A 21,313-nucleotide genomic window follows, 5' to 3' on the forward strand; every position below is an offset into this window, starting at 1 on the left:
TCGAGATGGCGCGGACTCGGTGATCTCGCCCGTGCGGTCGACCCCGGCCGGAGTACCGGGGGTGGTTCGGGGTGCCGCCCAGTGTCGTGGGGGGTCGTCTTTCACGGCTTGGTGGGTCTCCCCTCCTGCCCCGAGCAGACCTTCCCGACCTGTGCACCGCCCCACCAAGCCGAGAGTCTCGGGCCACCCGGCCTTCACTGGGAATCGCTGGTGTTCAACAGGAAGCGCCTGGCCGCGCCCTGCCCGGGCCGTAACTCGAACCGTCCGGCATGGCGCGGCGCGCGCGAACGCCGCCCCAACGACTTTGCGATGACCTGGGTCACACCGACTTGACCCTGACGCGACCGGAGGCTTGACGATCGAGTCATGAACGAATTCATCAGCCCCGTTCCCATGCCGGCCCTCGACGCGACGGCACCCGAGGTCTGCCGCCAGATCTACGGCATGCCGATGTTCACCAAGATCCCCGCCGACGACTTCGAGGCGTCGAAACGCTTCTGGATCGAGGCGCTCGGGTTCATCGACCTGTTCACGATCCCGGGTCAGTTGACGCACCTGCGTCGCTGGGCCTTCCAGGACGTCCTCCTCGTCCCCGGCGACGGCGCCCCGCGGGCGACCGGCACCGAGGTCAGTTTCACGTGCGTGCTGAGTCAGATCGACGAGCTCGTCGACCGTTGCGAAGACCTCGTCCCCGGGTGCACGAGCCGCAGCGAGACGCCGTGGAACTCCACCGACCTGACGATCATCACGCCCGAGAACACGCGGGTCGTCATGACGGCCGCCCGCCCGATCGTGCCGGGCAGCGTCGAGGAGCAGAACCTTCGCGACATCGGTTGGGGCACGCTGGAGTCGTGAACCTCCGCACGTGGGCACCGGCAGGGGGCCGCACTACGGTGCGGTCCCCTGCCGCCGTGAGCGACGATGGATCCATGACGAACGACGAGCACGAGGTGTCCGCCGACGGTCTCACGGTCGGCCGCGCGGCGGCGCTCGTCGGGGTCAGCGTAAAGACCCTGCACCATTGGGACGCGATCGGCCTGGTGCGGCCGAGCAGTCGAACCTGGTCCGGGTACCGCGTGTACTCCGGTGAGGACATCGCCCGGGTGCACCGGGTGCTCGTCTACCGGGAGTTGGGGCTGCCGCTCGCCGAGATCGGCCGCATCCTGGACGACCCGAGCGTCGACGCGCGGGATCACCTGCGCCGCCAACGTTCCCAGCTCGTCGACCGGATCTCGCGGCTTCAAACGATGGTGAGCGCCGTCGATCGCATGTTGGACGTGTCGGCGACCGGCATGCGGTTGACGCCGCAGGAGCAGGTCGACATCTTCGGTGACGACTGGAACCCCGACTGGGTCGGCGAGGCGGAGGAACTCTGGGGCGACACCGCGCAGTGGACGCAGTACGCGGAGCGGGCGGCGAAGCTGACGACGGAGGATTGGCGGGAGGTCTCGGCCGCGACAACGACCCTGGAGGCCGACCTCGCCACCGCGAAACGCGCCGGGGTCGCGCCCGGTTCCGTTGAGGCGAACCGACTCGCGGAACGGCATCGCGCGCTGTTGTCCACATACTTCGACTGCACGCATTCGATGCAGGCGTGTATCGGACGGAGGTTCGTCGAGGAGCCGGGTTATGCCGACCACTACGACGCGTACGCGCCCGGTCTGACCGTCTGGCTGCGGGACGTGATCTTCGCGAACGCGCGCGAACACGGCGTCGATCCCGATTCGGCGACCTGGGAATGACCCCCCATCAAAGCCGAGTAGGCGAGCGAATGCGTTCTCCCCCAACGGCTCTGGCTTCGAGAACGACACAGGGGACGGACGTGGCCGTCCGTCCCCTGTGCATATTCGTCAGTTCTTGCCGTAGACCGTGGCCGTTCCCCGCGCCGTCGCGCGCGGGTCAGCGGCCTTCGAGATCGCGGACTCGACGCCACCGATCGCCTCGGCGAGCAGACCCAGCGCACCGACGGCTCGCGAGGCCGGGTCGTCCCCGTCGCCGCCGAGCGCCAGTTCCCGGACGAACGCCGCCTTGATGTCGGCCCAGCGTGCCGACTGTTCAGGGGTGAGACGTCCGCGCAGTTCGGCGAGTTTCAGCAGGTTCGCCTCGGCGCCGGAGGTGAGAGTCTGCGCCTCGCCGAGGTAGTGGTCGTCGATGACGGCCTCCAGTTCGTCCTCGTTCATGACGGGCACGACGCGTTCGGCGAGCTTGTTCATGTTCCGGTAGGAACCCTGTAGGCCGAACGGTGGTTCGGTCCGCGAGGACTCGGCCTGCGCCGCGGAGGCGATGTACGCCTGGTTGTTGCGCAGGACGACTTCTCGAACGCGGATGAGTTTGCGCAGCACCGAGAGAATCTGTTCCAGTTCGGCCGCCGGGTAGCTGTTCGACAGGCCCTCCGGGCTCGCGTTGGCGTCTCCGGACGCCAGCCGCACCAGCAGTTCCAGGTCCCCTCGGGCGCGGTTCGTCAACGGCGCGAGTACCGGGTTCGACGTGAGGGCGTTCTCCAGGTAGCTGAGGCCGAACACCTCCTCGCGTCCGGACAGGACGTCGCCGAGGTTCCACACGTCGGCGCGGTTGGCCAGCATGTCGGGGATGCGGAATCGCTTGCCCGACTCGGTGTACGGGTTACCGGCCATGACGACGGCGAAACGCTTGCCGCGCAGGTCGTACGTCCGCGTTCGCCCGTTCCAGACGCCCTCCATGCGACGCTGACCGTCGCACAGGGAGATGAACTTCTGCAACAGTTCCGGGTTCGTGTGCTGGATGTCGTCCAGGTACAGCATGACGTTGTTGCCCGCCTCCAGCGCGAACGAGATCTTCTCGACCTCCTGCCGCGCGGTGGCGTTCGGCGCCTCCGTCGGGTCGAGCGACGTCACCTCGTGCCCGAGGGACGGGCCGTTGACCTTGACGAACACCATCCCGAGTCGGCTGGCGACGTACTCCATGAGCGTCGTCTTGCCATAGCCGGGAGGGGAGATCAGCAGGAGCATGCCGGACTGGTCGGTGCGCTTGTTGTCACCCGCCGCGCCCATCTGCTTGGCGAGGTTCTGGCCGATGAGAGGCAGGTACACGTCGTCGAGCAGCCGGTTGCGGACGAACGCGCTCATCACCTTCGGGCGGTATTCGTCGATGCGCAGACGTTCCTTCTCCCGCGCGACGAGAGCGTTGCGGCGCTTCAGGAACGCGCGGAAGGCGGGCACCCGGTCGCGGCGGAAGATCGCCGTCCGAGACAGGAGCTCGTCCAGTCGAACCCGCAGCGAGCGGCCGGAGATCCTCGGGTGCGTCCCCAGTAGATCGTCCACGGTGGCGTTGAGTTCGGCGCCGACGGAACGGCCCGGAACCCGGTCTCCCAACAGTTCCAGCGCGACGGCCTCCGGAATGTCCGTCGCCCACCGCTGGGGGTCCTCTTCGCGCCCCTCGACGTACGCCGACAGCCACGCCGACACGAGTTGATGCCGCGCCCGCAGGCTCGACACGTCGTCCCCGAGCGCGACGAGGTGTCGCTCGAACGCGGCGGCGCCGTCGCGGCCGAGACCGGATCGGAAGCGTTTGAGCAGCGTCGACGCCGTGTCGCCGACCACGATCGAGGCTCCGCCCGCGGCGAGCTCCTCGAACAGGTACTCCGCGGCGGTCGCGGTGTCGGCGGCGATCGACAGGCCCGTCTCGGCGGCGAACGTCGTGATGCCGTCGGCGAGTTCCGCGCACAGCTGGTCGACGGCGTTCGTGCGGCCGAACGCGGCGCGGGCCGCTCCGAGCGAGGCCGCCCGCGCCATCCAGATCGGACGGTCGGCGGCGGGAACGCCGTAGGCCCAGTACAACGCGGCGGCGGCGCGATCGGCGGGCAGGTACCTCAGCAGTTCGGCGCCCGCGTCGAGGCGCAGCAGCGTCCGAAGGATCAACGTCGCGTCGTGATCGTGGACGCCGCGCTCGTACGCCTCGTCGAAGCGGTCCTCGGCGAAGGCGCGCACCGTGGTCAGCAGGTCCTCGTCGCCCAGTGCCGCCTCGCGGAGACGCTGTGGGTCGGATTCGGCGAGCACGGCCGCCGCGAGATGCTCCGCGCGGTACACGGCGGGCGTCTCGGAGACGACGAGCTGGTCCCAGAACTCGCGGGTGTCGGCGAATTCGGGGTCGTCCACGACCGAGCGGTAGTCGGTGCCGCTCAACGAGAACGCGAGCCGGTCACCGGACGGGACGAGGGTCAGCTCCATCGGCTGGCTGTTGACGGGGAGCCGGTGCCCGCCGAGTTTGATGACGTCGCCGTCGTACAGGTCCTGACGGTCGGCGAGCGCGCGTCCGGCTTCCTGACGGGCCGCCTTGATCCGTCCGGTCAGTTCCTCCGCTCGGACCTGGTCGCCGAGTTCGCGGAGTTCGTCGGCGATCGATCGGAGCTTGGTGACCATCGGGTCGGTCGCGAAGTAGGTGTTGACCTCGTCGATGGAGCCGAGCGTCGCGGACCGGCGGGTGACGCCGGACAGGATGCGGTCCGCCGAGGAGGTGAGCCGTTCGCCGCGCCGGGCGCGTTCGTCGAGCAGCGCCTGCTTGCGGGTCGCGAAGGCCTCGTAGACGTCGGCGCGTTTGTCGCCGAGCTGCGCGAGGAAGTCGTCGAACTCCGAGAACCGTGCTTCGAGGTTCTCCAGGCTGAGCATGATCTTGCCGAGTTGTTCGTCGCTGGCGGTCGGGGTGTCGGCGGCGGCGAGACCGGCCGTGATCGCCTGCCCGAGCAGGGCGAACTCGGCGCCGAACTCCGCCCGTCCCTCCGAGTCGAGGAGTTCTCGGCGACGCGCGGCGAGGATCGCGCGGGCCCGGTTGACGCCCGCGAGGACCGCGGCGATGCTCTCCAAGATTCGGGTGCGAACCGTGACATCATTAATGTCGAGATTGGACACTACCTCGGTGAGCACTTCGAGGCCGCTGTTCTGTTCGGACAGTTGCCGAAGCAGAGGCGCGGCCTGCGCCGTCGACTCGATCGACTCGCCCTGTGCGGCGAGTCCCTCGATCTGTTCGTGGTAGCTCGCGAAGGCCTCGTCGCGGCTGAGGTACGCGACCGCGCGACGCCCGGCCGACGTCAGCTCCTCCGCGACCTCCCCGGACAAGGCGTCCAGCGCGTCGGTGTCGATGTAGCGGGTCTCGGCGAGGGTGACGAGTCGCCCCTGCGCGGCGCGCAGTTCCGCCAACTGCAACACCCACAGGTCGGCGGACTTCGGGGCCTCGCCTCGGCTGCGCCGGATGGTCGCGTGGACCTGACCGCGGGCCTCCTCCAGCGCGTCCACGGCCTGGCGGCGCAGCGCGGCGACCGTCTCGTACTCGTCGAGGACGGCGGTGGCGGTGTCCCGGACCAAGGCGAGGGGCTCGGCCAGCTCGCCCACTTCCTCGTCGGCGAGCCAGTAGTAGGAGTCGAGGGCCCGTGTGCACGCCGCGATCAGCGCTTCGAAGACCTCCGTGGAGGGTTCCATGTCGGCGACCATGCGCGGCACCGACAGCGCGTCGGAGATGCCTCGCACCAGTTCGGCGTTGCCGAGTCGCTCCAGTGGGGAATTACCGACGGGGAGGGCCGCGGCGTATGTGTCGGCGACGAACGGCGTCTGCCACACCTGCATCGGGTGCACGCGCGTCGGTTCCTCTGATGTGGATCGGAACGCGGCCATGGTGCCGTCGTCGAAGATGGAGTATCCGTGGCAGGAGATCGGGTTACTGATCTCCTTGCGAATAACGTTGTACGGCAACAGGAGCGTGCGCCCGTCGACCCGGGCGTGGAAGACGTATAGGACGTCCTCGCCGTTCGGCGACCTGATGACGCGCTCGAACTCCAAATCGGACACATCGGTCTCGAAGGCCTTGTACGAACCCGTCGACAGGTAGTAGCCCCCGGGGAAGATGACACCCTGGTCCTCCGGCAGCGACCGACAGGCGATGCCGATCCCGTCCGCGCGCGTCACCGTCTTCGTGCGGGTGTTGAAGATCAGGTAACGCCACTCGGTCTCGTTGTACGGCAGGATCTTCAACAGGATCAGCGGTCCGACCCGGGCGTACCGGATGTCGGCGTCGGCGAGGCTCTGGAGCTTCTCGGCGACCGGTTCGGAGTAGACGCCCACCCCGGTGGACGTGTTGTCCTCGATCTTGACGGTCAGGTCGCCCCCGACGCATTCGATGAACACCTCGCCCTCGACCGAGACGTGCGGGTGCTTGCCTCCGACGTGGTCGTCCCGCGTCGTCGACGCCCACTCGAAGTCGTGCTGATCGGGGAAGACGTGATCCCGCTCGCCCCGAGAGTCAATATAGGACGGAGTGCCGTCCGGAGCGATGTCCCACCGCAGAACCCGGATGTCGTCGACCTTCTCGCCGATCTGGAACACCGCGAGCAGCCGATTCCCCGACACGATGCGCAACTGCAGCAGATGCGCCAACCGGTAGTACCGGTACAGCTCCTCGAAATCCGCCCGGAACGCCGGTGCCGACAGCAGGGCGTCGTCCTCGGCGGGCGCGAACGCGAACGAGTCCCCGTCACGCTCGAAGGAATGGGACGCGAAGACGTCGCCGACCTCGGTGTTCGGCTTCAACCCGATGAAGACGTTGTAGCCGAACAGCATCCGGCCGCCCACCTGCACGATGTCGCGGGGGACGCAGTTGTTCGCCGTCCGAATGCGGTCCGTGCCGAGCAACCGCATCTCGGTGCCGCCGAACACCTCCAGACGACGCGTGTTCAATTCCTCGGCGCGACGCGCCACTTCCTCGGATTGCGCGACCAGTCTGGCCCGCAAGACCTCATAGGTACCGGCGTCCAAACCCGACGCCCCGTTATCGGTTTCCAGCTCGCTCAACGGTCATCCTCACAGTCCACAAGACCCGCCCTCAACGGTTCCGGCGATGGAGCGTGTCTCGGCCGCGAGAGCCCCTGACGTCGCCTGGCTTCGTCGGCGGCGCGTTCCGCGTCCAACCGGGACGCGAAGTCACCTCCGCCGAAACCACGCTCCATCCGGACTCCCACACCTTGAAAGCCTCCGCTTCCGGAACCCTCATTCCACAGTGAGCCGCCGTGGCCGACCGAGCCGGTCGGCCACGGCGGCGACGCGGTCAGTGCCGCGAGTTCGACGTCAACGCCGCGACGGGCGAGTCCGCCACCCCGATGTCACGCGCCGAATCCAGCAACTGCGTGAGCTTCCCCGACTCGGGGCCGCCCGCCGCGATCAGCCGGGTCAACAGGCCCGCGATCGACAGGTTCTTCAAGTCCGCGCTGGTAACGCCGCTCATCAGCTTCGACAGGTCCTCCGTGAAGTCCTTCGAACCGTCGAGCCACGAACCCGCCAAGCCGTTCACCACGGTCGAGTGCTCGACGAAACCGTCGACGGCCTTGCCGGCGCCGATCGCGCCCGTCACCCGGTCGAAGAACGCCCCGTCGCCACCGACGATCGAGATGTCGGCCTTCTCCAGGCCGGTCGCGAGGACGGTGGCCTGAGCCTCCGCGATCTCCTTGTGGACGTTGATGCCCGCGAGGCGGACCTCCTTCTCCATCTCCAACCGGAGGCGGTACTCCTCGTGCTCCCGCGACGCGGAGTCCAACGCCGCCATGGCGGCGGCCTTCTCGGTGAGACCCTCGGCCTCGCCGCGCAGCTTCTCGCGCAGCGCGACGGCCTCGGCCATCCCGGCGAGCTCCGTCGCCTGGGCGGACGCTCGGCCCTTCGCCTCGGTCACCTCGGCGTCGGCGCGGCCACGCGCCTCGGCGGCCTTCGCCTCCGCGATACCGGCCTTCTCCATCGCCTCGGCCTCGGCCTCGAGCACCTGCGCACGCGCCAAACCGGTCGCGGCCTCGTCGGCACGCTTACCCTCGGCGAGGCGCATCATCGCCTGCGCCTCAAGCTCGGCGGCCTGCTGACGGCCCTCCGCCAACGTCAAGTTCTCGCGAGCCTTGTGCTTCGCGGCGGCCTCGGCGGCCTCGGCGGCCTTGATGTCCTTGACGAGTCGCTCCTGCGCCTCCGCCTCGGCACCGATGATCGTGGCCTGACGCTCCCGCTCGGCCTCCTCGATCGTCCGCAGCTTCTTGATCGCCTCTTCCTGCTCGGCGACTGTCCGCTCAACGGCGATCCGCTCCCGAACGACCTCGGCGATGTCCCGACGCTCGCCCTCGAGCTCCTTGTTCTTCGCGATGGTCGCCAGCTCGATCTCCCGCTCCCGACCGACGACCTCCAACAGGCGGTCCTTCTCGATCCGCTCCGTCTCGATCGCGATGACGCGTTCCCGGTTCTTCTCCGCGACGGCGATCTCCCGGGCCTGGTTCTCCCGCTGGATGCCGAGCGCCTCGTTCGTGCGAATGTCGGCCTCGCTGGCCTTCAAGCGCTCCTCGGCGCGGACCTTCTCGATCATCGCCTCCTCGCGGGCGCGAATCGTCTCGATCTCGCGGTGCTGCTTCAGCTCCGCGTCGGCCTGACGACGCTCCAGTTCGAGGATCGCCTCCCGGGCCTCCACGTTCTGCTTCGTGAGCTCCTTCTCCTCGACGCGGCGGTACTCGTTGGTACGCACCGCTTCGATGGCGGTCAGCTCGGTGATCTTGCGGATGCCCTGGGCGTCCAGGATGTTCTGCGGGTCGAGCATCGTCAGCGGCGTCTGCTCAAGGAAGTCGATCGCGGCGTCCTCGAGGCTGTATCCGTTGAGGTCGGTGCCGATGACGCGAATGATCTGGTCGCGGAACTGATCGCGCTGCGTGTAGAGGTCGACGAAGTCGAGCTGCTTGCCAACGGTCTTCAACGCCTCGGAGAACTTCGCGTTGAACAGCTCCTGCAAGGTCTCCCGGCTGGACGCCCGCTCGGAACCGATCGCCTGCGCGACCTTGATGACGTCCTCTTTGGTCTTGTTGACGCGAACGAAGAACGAGATGCGGATGTCCGCGCGGATGTTGTCGCGACAGATCAACCCCTCGTTGCCGGTCCGCTCGATCTCGATCGTCTTGACCGAGATGTCCATCAATTCGGCGCGGTGCAACACCGGCAGAACGACGGCGCTCGTGAACGTCACGTCGACCCGGCGCATCTTCGAAATGATGAGCGCCTTCCCTTGTTCCACCTTGCGGAACAATCGGACGACGAGGATCAACGCCACAATCAGAATCAACAAGACCACGGCAATGAGAATGCCGAGGCTCACGGGGATGGCCTCCATCGATAAATGCCTTTCGAGGAATGCGATGAAATTTATTGGGCTAAATGCGGATTAAGTGCGTGTTCACCGAAGCGGTGACGAGAGATCGAAGTCGAACGGCGCCACCAGGAAGTACTCGCCGGTCGAGTCGTACTCGTAGATCAGGGCGGTGTCTCCCGCCGCCAACGCGGCCGCCGCATCCGGAGCGGGCGCGCGGACGGGGATGATCGCGGAAGACCCGTCGGTCGACGTGATCTCGGCCTGCCCGAAATCGGCGCCGACCGTCTGCGTCCTAATACGACACGTCTTGCCGACGAAATCGTGTCGGGACGCGGCCGGGGCGTTCCCGTAGAGCCGCCCCAACGGCAGAACCAGCAGCACGGTCATCAACCAAGCCGCGAAAGCGCCGATCAGCAACCCGACGATCGCCATGAGCGTCGCGATCACGCCGTCGAGGTCCCACTCCCGCAGGAAGACCGTGACGACGACGCTCGCGAACCACGCCAGGGAGATCCACAGTGACAGGACGACCGTCACGGGAACGGCTCTGGCCGAGCGCGTCACCGGCAGCATCCCGAGCAAGGCGGGCTGGTCGTCCGCATCGACATCACCGTCCAGCATGTCGATGCCGAGAAGTCCACAAAGAACGAACAGCCAGAAGAGGATGACGACGACGAAGGCGAAGGTGAACACCACGGCCGGAAAGCTGAAGCCGACCTCCACCAGTTCGCCCATCGGCACCGTTCCTTTCCCGATTCCCGTTCAATACAACCGATCACACGTTACATGCGGGCCGCAACCGTGCTCGGACGCGAAACATTACCGGCGTACGGCCATTCGCGACATCGGACGAACGGAGGGCAAACGGTGTCGGTTCGATCTCACCGGAAACCGTTCTCCATTCCGTTCGGCGATGGTTTCACGGTACAACTGATGCGCCACACCACTTATCACCAATTCGTGCCGCCTATGGGCAGAACCCGCGACGTTCGCGACGTCCCATTCCGGACGCCCACCGACGTGGGCGCCCACCAGCCGCTCCGACCCGTATACCTCCAACACTGGATCGACCTGGCGGTCATGCGTGACCGACGTGGGCTCCCCGCACGATGAAACGGAAGTGGCCGCGAGACGTCGCGGCCATCCGGGTGTGGATGTGCGGCAGTAGGTCGGGCGTCTGGTCGGGGTACGCCTACCGGACACCGTCCCCGGCAAGGGATGGAGATGCGCGCTCCCGCCGAAGGCGTTGACAGGTTCGACCGATTTGGGAGGATCGACGTCATGACGTCGCCACTACTGGAGATCATCGCCCTCACCGCCGACGACGCGCGAGCCGCGACCGACGGCGGAGCGGATCGCCTGGAAGTCGTCGCGGACATGGCATCCGACGGACTGACACCGGACGTCGCGACGGTCGCGGCGATCCGTCGCGCCAGTGCTCTGCCGATTCGAGTGATGTTGCGGACCGCGGCCGGATTCGCCGTCGGTGACGAGGCCGCGTTGAGCCGCGCCGCCGCGGCGTTGCGGGAAGCGGGGGCGGATGGCTTCGTTCTCGGTTTCCTCGGCGGGGACGGGCAACCCGACACGGCCGCAATGACACGGCTCGCCGAAGTCGGCGGGCTGCCGTGGACGTGCCACCGTTGCGTCGATCACGCCGTCGACTACCCGGCGGCGATCGCGGCGGTCACCCCGCTTCCCGGTCTCGACCAGGTACTGACCGCCGGATCCCCTGACGGGCTCCGCCACGGTCTGGCCTCCGTGCTGCGCGTCGCCGCGTCGACCCCGGTTCTCGCCGGTGGAGGGCTGACCCCGGAAGCCGTCGGACCGCTGCGGGCGGCCGGAGTCCTGGGTTTCCACGTCGGATCGGCCGTCCGAACGTCATGGGACGCGCCGGTCGACGCCGAACGCGTCGCGAACTGGCGGCGGCTGGTCGACACCGCATGAACCCTCGCCAACCATAGTGGACCAAGATCTGATGATCACTGTGGATCGTATCGAAACGGCGCCGCGACCAGTATGCTGGCGCGCATGTCTGAACACCTCGCCAACCGGGTCTTTGGCCTCCTCGACCACTCCCCGATCATCGACGGCCACAACGACCTGCTGATTCGCCTGCGCGGCATGGTCCGGTACGACTTCGACACCATCGACATCGCCAAGGACCAGACCGATCGCGGCCTGCACACCGATCTTCCCCGGTTGCGAGCCGGAGGGATCGGCGGTCAGTTCTGGTCGGTGTTCGTGCCGGTGAACCTCACCGGCGAGACCGCCGTGACGGCGACCCTCGAACAGATCGACGCCGCCCACGAGATGATCGACCGCTACGACGCGTTCGCGCTCGCCACGTCCGCCGACGACGTCGAGGCGGTCTTCGCGTCTGGTCGGATCGCCTCCCTCATCGGTATCGAGGGCGGCCACAGCATCGGAGACTCGCTCGGCACCCTGCGAATGATGTACCGCCTCGGCGCCCGGTACATGACGCTGACGCACGTCACGAACACCGGGTGGGCCGACAGCGCGACCGATCCGGACGGGGAGGCCGTCGGCGGCCTGTCGAACTTCGGCCGGTCCGTCGTCACCGAGATGAACCGGCTGGGCATGCTCGTCGATCTGTCCCACGTGGCGCCGTCAACGATGCGGGCGGCACTCGACGTCAGTCGCGCGCCCGCGTTCTTCTCGCACTCGAACGCGCTCGCGCTGTGTTCCCACCCCCGCAACGTCCCCGACGACGTGCTGCGGCGCGTCGGCGAGACGAACGGCGTCGTGATGGCGACGTTCGTCCCGGGCTTCCTCACCGAGGAGTGCCATGACTGGATGAACCGGTTGGAGGAGATGGAGGGCGCGTCGCCCGCCGAGTGGAGCGCCAGCGGCGCCGACGGTGAGGACGCGTACCGGCGTCAGCGGGAACGCCGGGCGAAGTGGCTCGCGGACAACCCGTGCCCGCCGGTGTCGTCGTCCAATGTCGCCGACCACGTCGAGTACATCCGGGACATCGCCGGCGTCGAATGCGTCGGCTTCGGCGGTGACATGGACGGCATCGCGACGACGCCAAAGGATCTGACCGACGTCGCCGCATATCCGAGGGTGCTGGAGGAGCTCGTTCGACGCGGCTGGAGCGACGACGACCTGGCGAAGTTGACCTGCCGCAACGTCATCCGCGTCATGCGCGACACCGAATCGGCCGCCGCCGCGATGACGGACGTACGCCCCTCCCACGCGCTGCCGGTCTGACGGTCCCTCCCTCCGCTTGGTTGGTTAAACGTCTCGCTTGGTTGGGCAAATTGCGAAAACACGCCTGTTTCGAACATTTGCCCAACCAAGCGGAACTTTTGGCCAACCAAGCGGAACTTTTGGCCAACCAAGCGGGAAGCCCCCTCCGCGAAGGTCGCGGAGGGGGCTCACGGCGTTTGCGCCGCGGCTGAGCGTCGGGGCCGGAGCTACTCCCGCAGGCCGTAGAGGTCCAGGGTCCACGCCAGGTTGAACGCCTCCTCATGCCACGCGTCGTACCGGCCGGAGCGTCCGCCGTGACCGGCCTCCATCTCCGTCTTCAGCAGGAACGGACCGCCTTGGGCGTCGTGCCGCAGTCGCGCCGTCCACTTCGCCGGCTCATGGAAGCCGACTCGGGTGTCGTTGAGGCTGGTCACCGACAGGATCGGCGGATACGCGACGTCCGCGACGTTCTCGTAGGGCGCGTAGGACTTCATGTACGCGTAGACATCGGCGTCGTGCAGCGGGTCGCCCCACTCGTCCCATTCGATGACCGTCAACGGCTTCGTCGGGTCCAAAATGGTGTTGAGGCTGTCCACGAACGGCACCTGGGCGCAAATGCCCGCGAAACGCGACGGTGCGAGGTTCGCGACGGCGCCCATGAGCAGGCCGCCGGCCGACCCGCCACGCGCGACGAGCTTGTCCGGGGCGGACCAACCCGATTCGACCATGTGGTCGGCGCACGACACGAAGTCGGTGAAGGTGTTCTTCTTGTTCAGGAGTTTGCCGTCCTCGTACCAGTGTCGACCCATCTCGCCGCCGCCGCGCACGTGGGCGATCGCGTAGACCACCCCACGGTCCAACAAAGACAGTCGGGGGATCGAGAAGTACGGGTCGATGCTCGTCTCGTACGAGCCGTAGCCGTAGAGCAGGCAGGGCGCCGAACCGTCGGCCGCGACGTCCGCGCGGGCGACGATCGAGATCGGAACCTGAGTGCCGTCGGACGCGGTCGCCCACAGGCGGTGCTGCTGGTACGCGGCCGGGTCATAGCCGCCGAGGACGGCCTTCTGCTTACGCAGCAGCAGTTCCCGGCCCGCGATGTCGTAGTCGTACACCGAGTCGGGGCTGACCATCGACTGATAGGACAGACGCAGCGACGTCGCGTGGTACTCGGGCCCGAACATCGGGGACACCGAGTACAAGACCTCGTCGAAGGCCAGATCGTGGCCCGCACCGGCGTTGTCGACGATGCGGATCCCGGTCAAACCGTTCCGGCGCAGGCTGACCGCGAGGTAGCCGTCGAAGGCGGCCACCGACTCCAAGCGCGTGTCATCACGGTGCGGGACCAGTTCGGTGAACGCCGTCGTGTCGGTGACGGGCGTGTAGCCGAGCACGAAGTTCGGAGCGTCCTCGTTGTGCAGCACGATGAAGCGGTCGCCCTGGTGGTCGATCGACAGTTCGATGCCGGTGCGGCGGCCGTGCCCGAAGAGGACGAACTCACCGGTCGGGTCGTCGGCGGCGAGGAAGCGCACCTCGCTCGTGATCTTCGAATGCGACTCGCAGAACAGGTACTTCTCGCTGCGCGACAACTCGACGCCGCACCAGAACCGTTCGTCGGTCTCCTCGAAGACGAGAACGTCGTCCTCGGAGGAACCGAGCCGGTGCCTCCACACCTGGTGCGGACGCCACGCGTCGTCCACGGTGGAGTAGAAGAAGTACTCGCCGTCCGCGCTCCACGCGCCCCCGTAGAACACGCCCAGCACGGAATCGGAGAGGTCGTCGCCCGTCCGGAGATCACGGAAGCGCAAGGTGAAGCGCTCGTTCCCGGCGAAGTCGACACCGTACGCGAGCACGTTGCCGTCCACGGAGAAGTCGTAAACGCCCAGCGAGAAGAAGTCGTGCCCCTCGGCGAGGACGTTCTGGTCGAGGACGATCTCCTCGCCCGGCAGCGGTGAACCGTTCTCCGACAGTTCCGGCGGGGTGTCGCCGTTCGCCTTCACCCGGCAGTGGATCGGGTACTGCTTGCCCTCCATGGTGCGGTTGTACGTCCACCAGTCGCCCTTGCGGACCGGAACCGACAGGTCGGTCTCCTGCGTACGCCGCTTGATCTCGTCGAAGATACTCTCCCGCAACGGTTTCAAGTGCTCCGTCATCGACTCGGTATAGGCGTTCTCCGCCTTCAGGTAATCGATCGTCTCGGAATTCTCGGCGTTCTCGAGCCAGGCGTACGGGTCGACCACGGCGTCCCCGTGGTGTTCACGCACGGTGTCGTGGCGATTGGCGGTCGGTGGTGTCTGCATGCCGATGAGGCTACCCACCGCACCCGCCGGAACGCGATCGACTAAGCCTTGGCCCGCCGTCTCGGGTGTCATGAGACGCGGGTCAGGGCGTCATCCGGCAAGGCGAGGAATCGCCCGACCCGCCGTATCGGCCGAGGGCGATTCGACCTCGCGAAGCGCCGCCCGATTCACACGATCGCGTGACACCCGTCGGCGCGTCGAAGAACGGTCGCGCCCGACGAATCCGATTCGCCGCGCGCGACCGGTGTTCACCGTCGTTCGTCGCCGTAGTATTCATCCATATAGGAGTTGGCGCGGGGGGTCGGATGGTCCTGCTCGCTCCACCGGGTCTGCGGTTCCGCCTCGCGGTCGCTGATGCGGGCGCGCTCGGGCTGCTCCTCGCGGCGGTCCGTCCAACCGTCGGCGCGACGACTGCGGCGCTCGCCCGCCGAACGGGACTCGCCGGTGCGCGGTTCACGGCCCCAGGCACCCGGCTCCGGCGACCGTCCATAGTCGTCATCATGCGCGCGCCGAAGCCGCTCGTCCCGGCCACGGCCGTAATCGCCGTCGCGGGACCGCTCCTGTCTGGGAACCGACGTGTCGCCCCATTCGTCGGCGCTCGCGCCCAGACCGGACAGCAGCTCGTCGGCCTCGTCTCGGCCGGCCGAACGGGACTCTCGCCCCGCCCGCAACTTCGACAGCTTCCCGGCGAGACCCGACGGCGAAGCGGCCCGCGCCCGGTAGACGCCCGGCTCCTCCTCGACGCGCGGCGCCGCGTACCGGCCACTCTGCTCGTCGTCACGGGACGAATAGTCCTCGGAGTGCCCGGCGTACCGCTCGGATTCCGCGGCACGTCGCCGACGCGGCGGGATCGGCGGCTCGGCCCCCGGCATCTCGCCCGTGTCCTCGAACTCGGCCTCGGGACGGCGCGTCATGTGGGCCTCGGTGTGCTCGGTCCGACGCGGTTCGATCGGGCGCGCCGGGCGCGCCTCCTCCCGGTAACGCGCGTCGATGCCGCGTTCCGGTGATCGTTCCGGTCGAGGACGACCGACGTCGGACGGCGGACCGTCCAATGTCAGCTGCCGCAACTGGGTCCGGATCTCGGCGAGGCTACGTCGCGTGTCCATCTCCAGCTTCGCGATCTCGTCACCGAGCTCCGCGTCGACGTCGTCGGCGTCGCGGCGAAACGCCACCGACGAGCCGATGAGCACGATCGAGCCGAGCCCACAGATCAGCGCGAACTTGAACGCCCCTTGCGAGTCGGAGACGAACATGATGATCGCCGACAGAGGCGCCAAGCCGATACCGACCCAGAACAATATGGTCAGGTTCAGCGCCGATGCCCACGCCGGCGCGCCACGGTTCGACATAACGGCCCACTCTACTACCCGTTCAGGCGGACCCGACCGGACGAATGGGTTACCTGTCAAGGGTTGTCAATCGAAAACGCGATCGCTCCATTTTGTATGACGGCGTGGGTGAGCGGCACACCCGGTCGATACGCGAGATGGTCGCCACTGGGTGCGTCGAGGATCACCAGGTCGGCGCGTTTCCCCAGATCCAGGGTGCCGACGTCGTCACGGCGCAACGCCCGAGCGCCACCGGCAGTCGCCGCCCAGAGCGCCTGAGCCACGGTCATTCCCATCTCCCGCACGGCCAACGCGATCATCAACGGCATCGACGACGAGAAGCACGAACCCGGGTTGCAGTCGCTCGCCAGAGCGACCGTGACGCCCGCGTCGAGCAACCTCGCCGCGTCCGGGTACGGCGAGCGCGTCGAGAACTCGACGCCCGGCAGCAGCGTCGCGACGGTGTCGCCGCCCGCGAGCGCGTCGACGTCCGCGTCCGTCAGGTAGGTGCAGTGGTCGACGGACGCGGCGTCGAGTTCCACCGCGAGACGAACACCCGGGCCCTCGCCCAACTGATTGCCGTGGACGCGCAGGCCGAGACCGGCGGCCCGCGCGGCGGTGAGGATCCGGCGAGCCTGGTCGACGTCGAAGGCTCCCCGTTCGCAGAAGACGTCGGCCCATCGCGCGTACGGCGCGCACGCGGCGAGCATCGGCCCGGCCGCGAGCTCGGTGTACGCGTCGGCGTCGATGCCGTCGGGGACGACGTGTGCTCCGAGGTACGTCGTCTCCGTGGTGAACTCGCGCGCGATTCGCAGACTGCGTTCCTCGTCGGCGATCGTCAGTCCGTAACCGCCCTTGACCTCGACGGTGGTGGTGCCCTGTCGAAGCATCTCTGCGACGAGCCGGGAGACGTTGCGGCGCAACGTGTCGTCGTCGGCGTCGCGAACGAGCGCGACGGTCGAGCGGATGCCGCCCGCCGTGTACGGCCGACCGGCCATCCGCGCGGCGAACTCGGCGGACCGGTCACCGGTGAACACCAGGTGGGAGTGGCTGTCGACGAAGCCGGGTATGACGGCCCGACCGCCCGCGTCGATCCGTTCGTCGCAGGCCGGCGCCGAGGCGGCGGGGCCGATCCAGGTGATCTTCCCGTCCTCGCAGGCGACGGCCGCGTCGGCGAGGACCGTGCCCACCGGATCGCAGGTCGTCAGCTGGCCGATCCGATCGATGAGCAGGCTCATCGTCAGCCCTCGTTCATCGGGGTGCGGACGCCGCGTTCGCGCGCGACCTCCTCGGCGCGTTCGTATCCGGCGTCGACGTGTCGCATGACGCCGGTGCCCGGGTCGTTGCTGAGCACCCGCGCGATCTTCTCCGCGGCGAGCGGCGTGCCGTCGGCGACGGTGACCTGGCCAGCGTGAATGGACCGTCCGATGCCGACACCGCCACCGTGGTGGATCGAGACCCAGGTGGCGCCGGAGGCGACGTTGAGCATGCCGTTGAGCAGCGGCCAGTCCGCAATGGCGTCCGAACCGTCCTTCATGGATTCGGTCTCGCGGTACGGCGACGCGACGGAGCCGCAGTCCAGGTGGTCTCGGCCGATGACGATCGGGCCCTTCAGGCGTCCGTCCGCGACCATCTCGTTGAAGAGCAGGCCCGCCTTGTCGCGTTCGCCGTATCCCAGCCAGCAGATCCGCGACGGCAGCCCCTGGAACTCCACGCGCTCGCCCGCGAGCTTGATCCACCTGGCCAGGGATTCGTTCTCGGGGAACAGTTCGAGGATCGCGGCGTCGGTGGCCGCGATGTCGGCCGGATCGCCGGACAGAGCCGCCCACCGGAACGGTCCCTTGCCTTCGGCGAAGAGCGGCCGGATGTAGGCGGGTACGAAGCCGGGGAAGTCGAAGGCGCGTTCGTAACCGCCGAGTTCCGCCTCGCCCCGGATCGAGTTCCCGTAGTCGAAGACGATCGCGCCGTCGTCCTGGAAGTCGACCATCGCCGCGACGTGCTTGGCCATGGCCGCGCGGGACCTGCGCGTGTACTCCTCCGGGTCGGACTCCGCGAGCGCCGCCGAGTCCGATAGGTCCACGCCGTCGGGCACGTACGAGAGCGGGTCGTGCGCGGACGTCTGGTCGGTCACGATGTCGACGGGGAGGCCGCGCCGACGCAACTCCGGCACCAGGTCGGCGGCGTTGCCGACGAGTCCGATCGACAAAGCCGTCCGGTCGGCTCGCGCCTTCGTCGCGCGGCTGATCGCGTCGTCGATGTCATCGGCGACGACGTCGAGGTATCGCGTCTCGACGCGCCGAGCGAGCCTGGTCGGGTCGATGTCGATGATGAGGCACGTCCCGCCGTTCATCGTCACGGCGAGCGGTTGGGCGCCGCCCATACCGCCGCACCCGGCGGTCAAGGTCAGCGTCCCGGCGAGGGAACCGTCGAAGTGCCGGTCCGCGACGGCGGCGAAGGTCTCGTAGGTGCCCTGAAGGATGCCCTGCGTTCCAATGTAGATCCATGAACCGGCGGTCATCTGGCCGTACATGGTCAGGCCGGCTGCCTCCAGCCGACGGAACTCCGGCCACGTCGCCCAATCCCCGACGAGGTTCGAGTTCGCGATGAGAACGCGCGGCGCCCACTCGTGCGTCGTGAACACCCCGACCGGCTTGCCGCTCTGGACGAGCAGCGTCTCGTCGGGGCGCAGGGTCTTGAGCGTCCGCAGGATCGCGTCGAAGCTCGCCCAGTTGCGCGCCGCCTTGCCGGTACCGCCGTATACGACGAGGTCGTCGGGGCGTTCCGCGACATCAGGATCGAGATTGTTCTGAAGCATCCGGTACGCGCCCTCGATCTGCCAGTTCGCGCACGACAGCTCGGTGCCGCGCGGGCTGCTGACGGGACGGGGCCCGGAGGACTTCGGCTCGTTCACATCGCTCATGAGGCACAGCGTAACGATCCGTTCGGTAACGCCACCCCCACGTCCTTCACGGCACCTTGCGCGGTGCCAGATGTGTTGGGACCGATCATGTTTCGACCCGGCAGAAGTCGGCTTCCCCGGCTTGGTGGGTCTCCGTTACCGACTCCGCAGAACGGTCCCGACACGTACCCCGCCCCACCAAGCCGCAAAGTCTCGAGCGGAAAGGGTTGGTGGGACGAAGAAACGTGCCCGAAGGGCGACCGTCGAACAAACGTGACCACCCATCATCGGCTTGGTGGGGCGGGCGTACGGGGCGGCAACACGAACCACCGGCAGAAAGGAAGACCCACCAAGCCGGGGACTCGACCACCGCGATACCAATCATGTTTCGACCCGGCGTCCCCCGCCATTCGGGGTGGTCGGGCGGATGTGCTCGGCGTCAACGCTTCGCGGTGTCCGGAACGTGGGCCGTGATGATCAGTTCTGGGCTCGTCGGGGTGACGGGGGAGGAGTCCCAGGCGCCGTGGACGTGATCGACGGCGAGGCCGGACTCGGTCAGCAACTCCGTCAACCGTTCCAGCGACGCGAATCGCAGGGTCGCGACGTTTCGGACCGTCTCACCCGAGTCCCAGACCATGTTCTCGGCGAACTCGACGAGCTCGCCCCGTTCGGCGATCACGTCGTAGTCGACGCGGTACGCCCTGCCGTCCTGCACTTCTACTGTCGACGGCGGGGCGGCGTCCCAGACGTCCCAGGCCCGTGCCGTTGGGTTGCGCGTCTCGAAGACGATCCGCCCGTTCGGCGCGAGATGCGCGCGGAAGGTCGCCAACGCCGCGCGGATCGCGTCATCGTCGAGGAGGACCTGGAACGCGTGACCGGTCATCGTGATCAGGTCGAAGCGGCGACCGAGCCGCAGTTCCTCGGCGGTGGCGCGGTGCCAGGAGACCTCCGTCGTCTTAGCCGCCGCGACCGCGAGCATCGCCCCGGCCGGGTCGACCCCGACGAGTTCGCCGGGATGTCCGTCGCGCCGAGCTGCGGCCAGCAGAGTGCCTGTGCCACAACCGATGTCGAGGACGGACTCCGCCGCCGTCATGAGCCGCAGATAGTAGTCGTCGCAGGCGCCCCACGGGTTCTCGAGATCGTAGAGTTCGGCCTGGTCCGGGTCGTCGTACGGGTTGTCGACAGTCATGGCGGCATTGAAACATGGACAGGCGCAGATCACCCGCGTTTTTCGGCGCTCACGGTGCGACGGCGACGAGCGTCTCCGCGCTCAGGTGAGCCAACACCGTCAAACCGCCCGTCTCGACGTCCCACCGCAGCACCCGCTGGTACGGCCCGTCGTCGTCTCCGACCGTCAGGATCACGCCGCCGCGATGGAACGCGAGCAACGACTGACGGGCGGGCGGATGGGCGTCGGTCAGCACCAGCAGGTTCTCGACCTTGCCCGACACGCTGAGCACGGCCACACAGCCGACCGGGGTACCGAAGGACGCGGGAACCTCGATCTCCGCGTCCGGGACGCACCCGCGCGCGAGCTGCCCGCCGCTCTGGCTGGTCATGGGTGGGCTCGTCCACCCACCGGCCCACGGTTGCGAGACGATGAACGGCAGTTCACGGTGGGGCACGTTGCCCCCGTGCAGCCGCAACATCGGCTCGTCCGCCGTCGGCGACGTGAACTCTCGGACCTGCTCGACTCCGGCGGCCACCGCCGTGTCGGTGCCGAGGTATTTCAGCGCCGTCTCCTCGCCAGTGTCGGCGTCGATCGCGAACGAACCCTCGACACCCGTGACCAGCAGTGTCAGCGAATCGGAGTACCAGGCGACATCGATGACCCCACCGTCCACGGACGTCTCCACGTCCGCGGCGACACCGTCGGTCCCGACGACGATGACGCCGTCCCCGTCGATCAACGCCAGTCGTTGCCCGTCGAAGGAGATCGATCGCTCCGACAACGCTCGCTCCACCGGCTCCGCGACCGCGTTGACGACACGGTGCGAGCCGTCGTCACCGAACACGGTGACGGCGCCGTCGGGTCGCTGGGTCGCCGCGACGAAGGCACCGACCGGGCCCTCGCTCAGCGGCGTTGGATCGCTGTTGAGCCCGTCGAACGGATTGGCCGTCTCCGCGACCGGGGTGTCCGCCAACAGCGCGGGAGTCGGGAGCAACCAGCGATCGTGATCCAAGGGATAAACGGCGTTCGATGTCAGCTGCCGGTCGACCGGCGGCGGCTCCGGCAGACTCGCCGTCACCCCGTACACCCCGACGACGAGAGCCGCGACCACCAAGCCCGCGACGATTCGCACCCGACGGCGCCGACGCAGCCGACGGCCCGCCTTCCACGCGTTGTCGGCCAGGGTCAGCGGGGTGTCGACGCGAAAGGAGTCCGGCGCGTCGTCGCGAGTCCACAGCGCCGCCTCCCGATCGAGCGCGTCCAACGCGAACTGGACCGGGTC

Annotated in this window: 12 protein-coding genes and 1 pseudogene; 4 read left to right on the forward strand and 9 right to left on the reverse strand. The window is 67.9% G+C overall.

The features are described 5' to 3' along the window. The first annotated feature begins 366 nt into the window (after positions 1-366). Positions 367-855, forward strand: coding sequence for a VOC family protein (locus tag ACM9NP_RS19495; RefSeq protein WP_415648183.1), 489 nt, complete (start codon positions 367-369; stop codon positions 853-855). Positions 856-929: 74 nt separating this feature from the next. Continuing rightward, positions 930-1,742, forward strand: coding sequence for a MerR family transcriptional regulator (locus tag ACM9NP_RS19500; protein ID WP_415648184.1), 813 nt, complete (start codon positions 930-932; stop codon positions 1,740-1,742). Positions 1,743-1,850: 108 nt separating this feature from the next. Here ACM9NP_RS19500 and ACM9NP_RS19505 read toward each other — a convergent pair whose 3' ends face one another. The 3 genes from ACM9NP_RS19505 to ACM9NP_RS19515 form a co-directional block, all read right to left on the reverse strand. Then, the gene (locus ACM9NP_RS19505; RefSeq protein ID WP_415648185.1) at positions 1,851-6,815 is read right to left on the reverse strand and encodes a DNA repair ATPase; all 4,965 of its coding nucleotides are present in this window, start codon (positions 6,813-6,815) and stop codon (positions 1,851-1,853) included. Between the two features lie 253 nt (positions 6,816-7,068). Continuing rightward, a complete protein-coding gene (locus ACM9NP_RS19510; RefSeq protein ID WP_415648186.1) occupies positions 7,069-9,147 on the reverse strand; it encodes a flotillin family protein in 2,079 nt (692 codons plus the stop codon). Between the two features lie 63 nt (positions 9,148-9,210). After that, on the reverse strand, positions 9,211-9,861 hold the full coding sequence (locus ACM9NP_RS19515; protein ID WP_415648187.1) for a hypothetical protein: 651 nt from the start codon (positions 9,859-9,861) through the stop codon (positions 9,211-9,213). A gap of 546 nt (positions 9,862-10,407) precedes the next feature. Here ACM9NP_RS19515 and ACM9NP_RS19520 point away from each other — a divergent pair. Together ACM9NP_RS19520 and ACM9NP_RS19525 are read left to right on the forward strand one after the other, a co-directional pair. After that, a complete protein-coding gene (locus ACM9NP_RS19520; protein WP_415648188.1) occupies positions 10,408-11,070 on the forward strand; it encodes a copper homeostasis protein CutC in 663 nt (220 codons plus the stop codon). A gap of 84 nt (positions 11,071-11,154) precedes the next feature. Continuing rightward, complete coding sequence (locus ACM9NP_RS19525; protein WP_415648189.1) at positions 11,155-12,357, forward strand: dipeptidase; 1,203 nt, start codon at positions 11,155-11,157, stop codon at positions 12,355-12,357. 206 nt (positions 12,358-12,563) lie between these two features. Here ACM9NP_RS19525 and ACM9NP_RS19530 read toward each other — a convergent pair whose 3' ends face one another. The 6 genes and pseudogenes from ACM9NP_RS19530 to ACM9NP_RS19555 form a co-directional block, all read right to left on the reverse strand. Beyond that, positions 12,564-14,633: a S9 family peptidase gene (locus ACM9NP_RS19530; protein WP_415648190.1), complete on the reverse strand. Its 2,070-nt coding sequence runs from the start codon at positions 14,631-14,633 to the stop codon at positions 12,564-12,566. Between the two features lie 248 nt (positions 14,634-14,881). Then, complete coding sequence (locus ACM9NP_RS19535) at positions 14,882-15,982, reverse strand: hypothetical protein (RefSeq protein WP_415648191.1); 1,101 nt, start codon at positions 15,980-15,982, stop codon at positions 14,882-14,884. 56 nt (positions 15,983-16,038) lie between these two features. After that, positions 16,039-17,199: an imidazolonepropionase gene (gene hutI / locus ACM9NP_RS19540; protein ID WP_415648192.1), complete on the reverse strand. Its 1,161-nt coding sequence runs from the start codon at positions 17,197-17,199 to the stop codon at positions 16,039-16,041. Positions 17,200-17,201: 2 nt separating this feature from the next. Further along, positions 17,202-18,881 carry a urocanate hydratase gene (gene hutU / locus ACM9NP_RS19545; RefSeq protein WP_415648193.1) on the reverse strand — a complete coding sequence of 560 codons (1,680 nt, stop codon included), beginning with the start codon at positions 18,879-18,881 and terminating at the stop codon, positions 17,202-17,204. 418 nt (positions 18,882-19,299) lie between these two features. Beyond that, a complete protein-coding gene (locus ACM9NP_RS19550) occupies positions 19,300-20,049 on the reverse strand; it encodes a class I SAM-dependent methyltransferase (protein ID WP_415648194.1) in 750 nt (249 codons plus the stop codon). 49 nt (positions 20,050-20,098) lie between these two features. Then, positions 20,099-21,313 (reverse strand): annotated as a pseudogene (locus tag ACM9NP_RS19555) (hypothetical protein); the annotation flags it as partial.

The sequence above is a fragment of the Stackebrandtia soli genome (assembly GCF_965137155.1).
Taxonomy (GTDB): domain Bacteria; phylum Actinomycetota; class Actinomycetes; order Mycobacteriales; family Micromonosporaceae; genus Stackebrandtia; species Stackebrandtia soli.

Excerpts from the sequence above, each read along its gene's own strand:
- ACM9NP_RS19495 (WP_415648183.1), top strand. The coding sequence starts at position 367 with ATGAACGAATTCATCAGCCCCGTTCCCATGCCGGCCCTCGACGCGACG.
- ACM9NP_RS19500 (WP_415648184.1), top strand. The coding sequence starts at position 930 with ATGACGAACGACGAGCACGAGGTGTCCGCCGACGGTCTCACGGTCGGC.
- ACM9NP_RS19510 (WP_415648186.1), bottom strand. The coding sequence starts at position 9,147 with ATGGAGGCCATCCCCGTGAGCCTCGGCATTCTCATTGCCGTGGTCTTG.
- ACM9NP_RS19515 (WP_415648187.1), bottom strand. The coding sequence starts at position 9,861 with ATGGGCGAACTGGTGGAGGTCGGCTTCAGCTTTCCGGCCGTGGTGTTC.
- ACM9NP_RS19520 (WP_415648188.1), top strand. The coding sequence starts at position 10,408 with ATGACGTCGCCACTACTGGAGATCATCGCCCTCACCGCCGACGACGCG.
- ACM9NP_RS19525 (WP_415648189.1), top strand. The coding sequence starts at position 11,155 with ATGTCTGAACACCTCGCCAACCGGGTCTTTGGCCTCCTCGACCACTCC.
- ACM9NP_RS19530 (WP_415648190.1), bottom strand. The coding sequence starts at position 14,633 with ATGCAGACACCACCGACCGCCAATCGCCACGACACCGTGCGTGAACAC.
- ACM9NP_RS19535 (WP_415648191.1), bottom strand. The coding sequence starts at position 15,982 with ATGTCGAACCGTGGCGCGCCGGCGTGGGCATCGGCGCTGAACCTGACC.
- hutI (WP_415648192.1), bottom strand. The coding sequence starts at position 17,199 with ATGAGCCTGCTCATCGATCGGATCGGCCAGCTGACGACCTGCGATCCG.
- hutU (WP_415648193.1), bottom strand. The coding sequence starts at position 18,881 with ATGAGCGATGTGAACGAGCCGAAGTCCTCCGGGCCCCGTCCCGTCAGC.
- ACM9NP_RS19550 (WP_415648194.1), bottom strand. The coding sequence starts at position 20,049 with ATGACTGTCGACAACCCGTACGACGACCCGGACCAGGCCGAACTCTAC.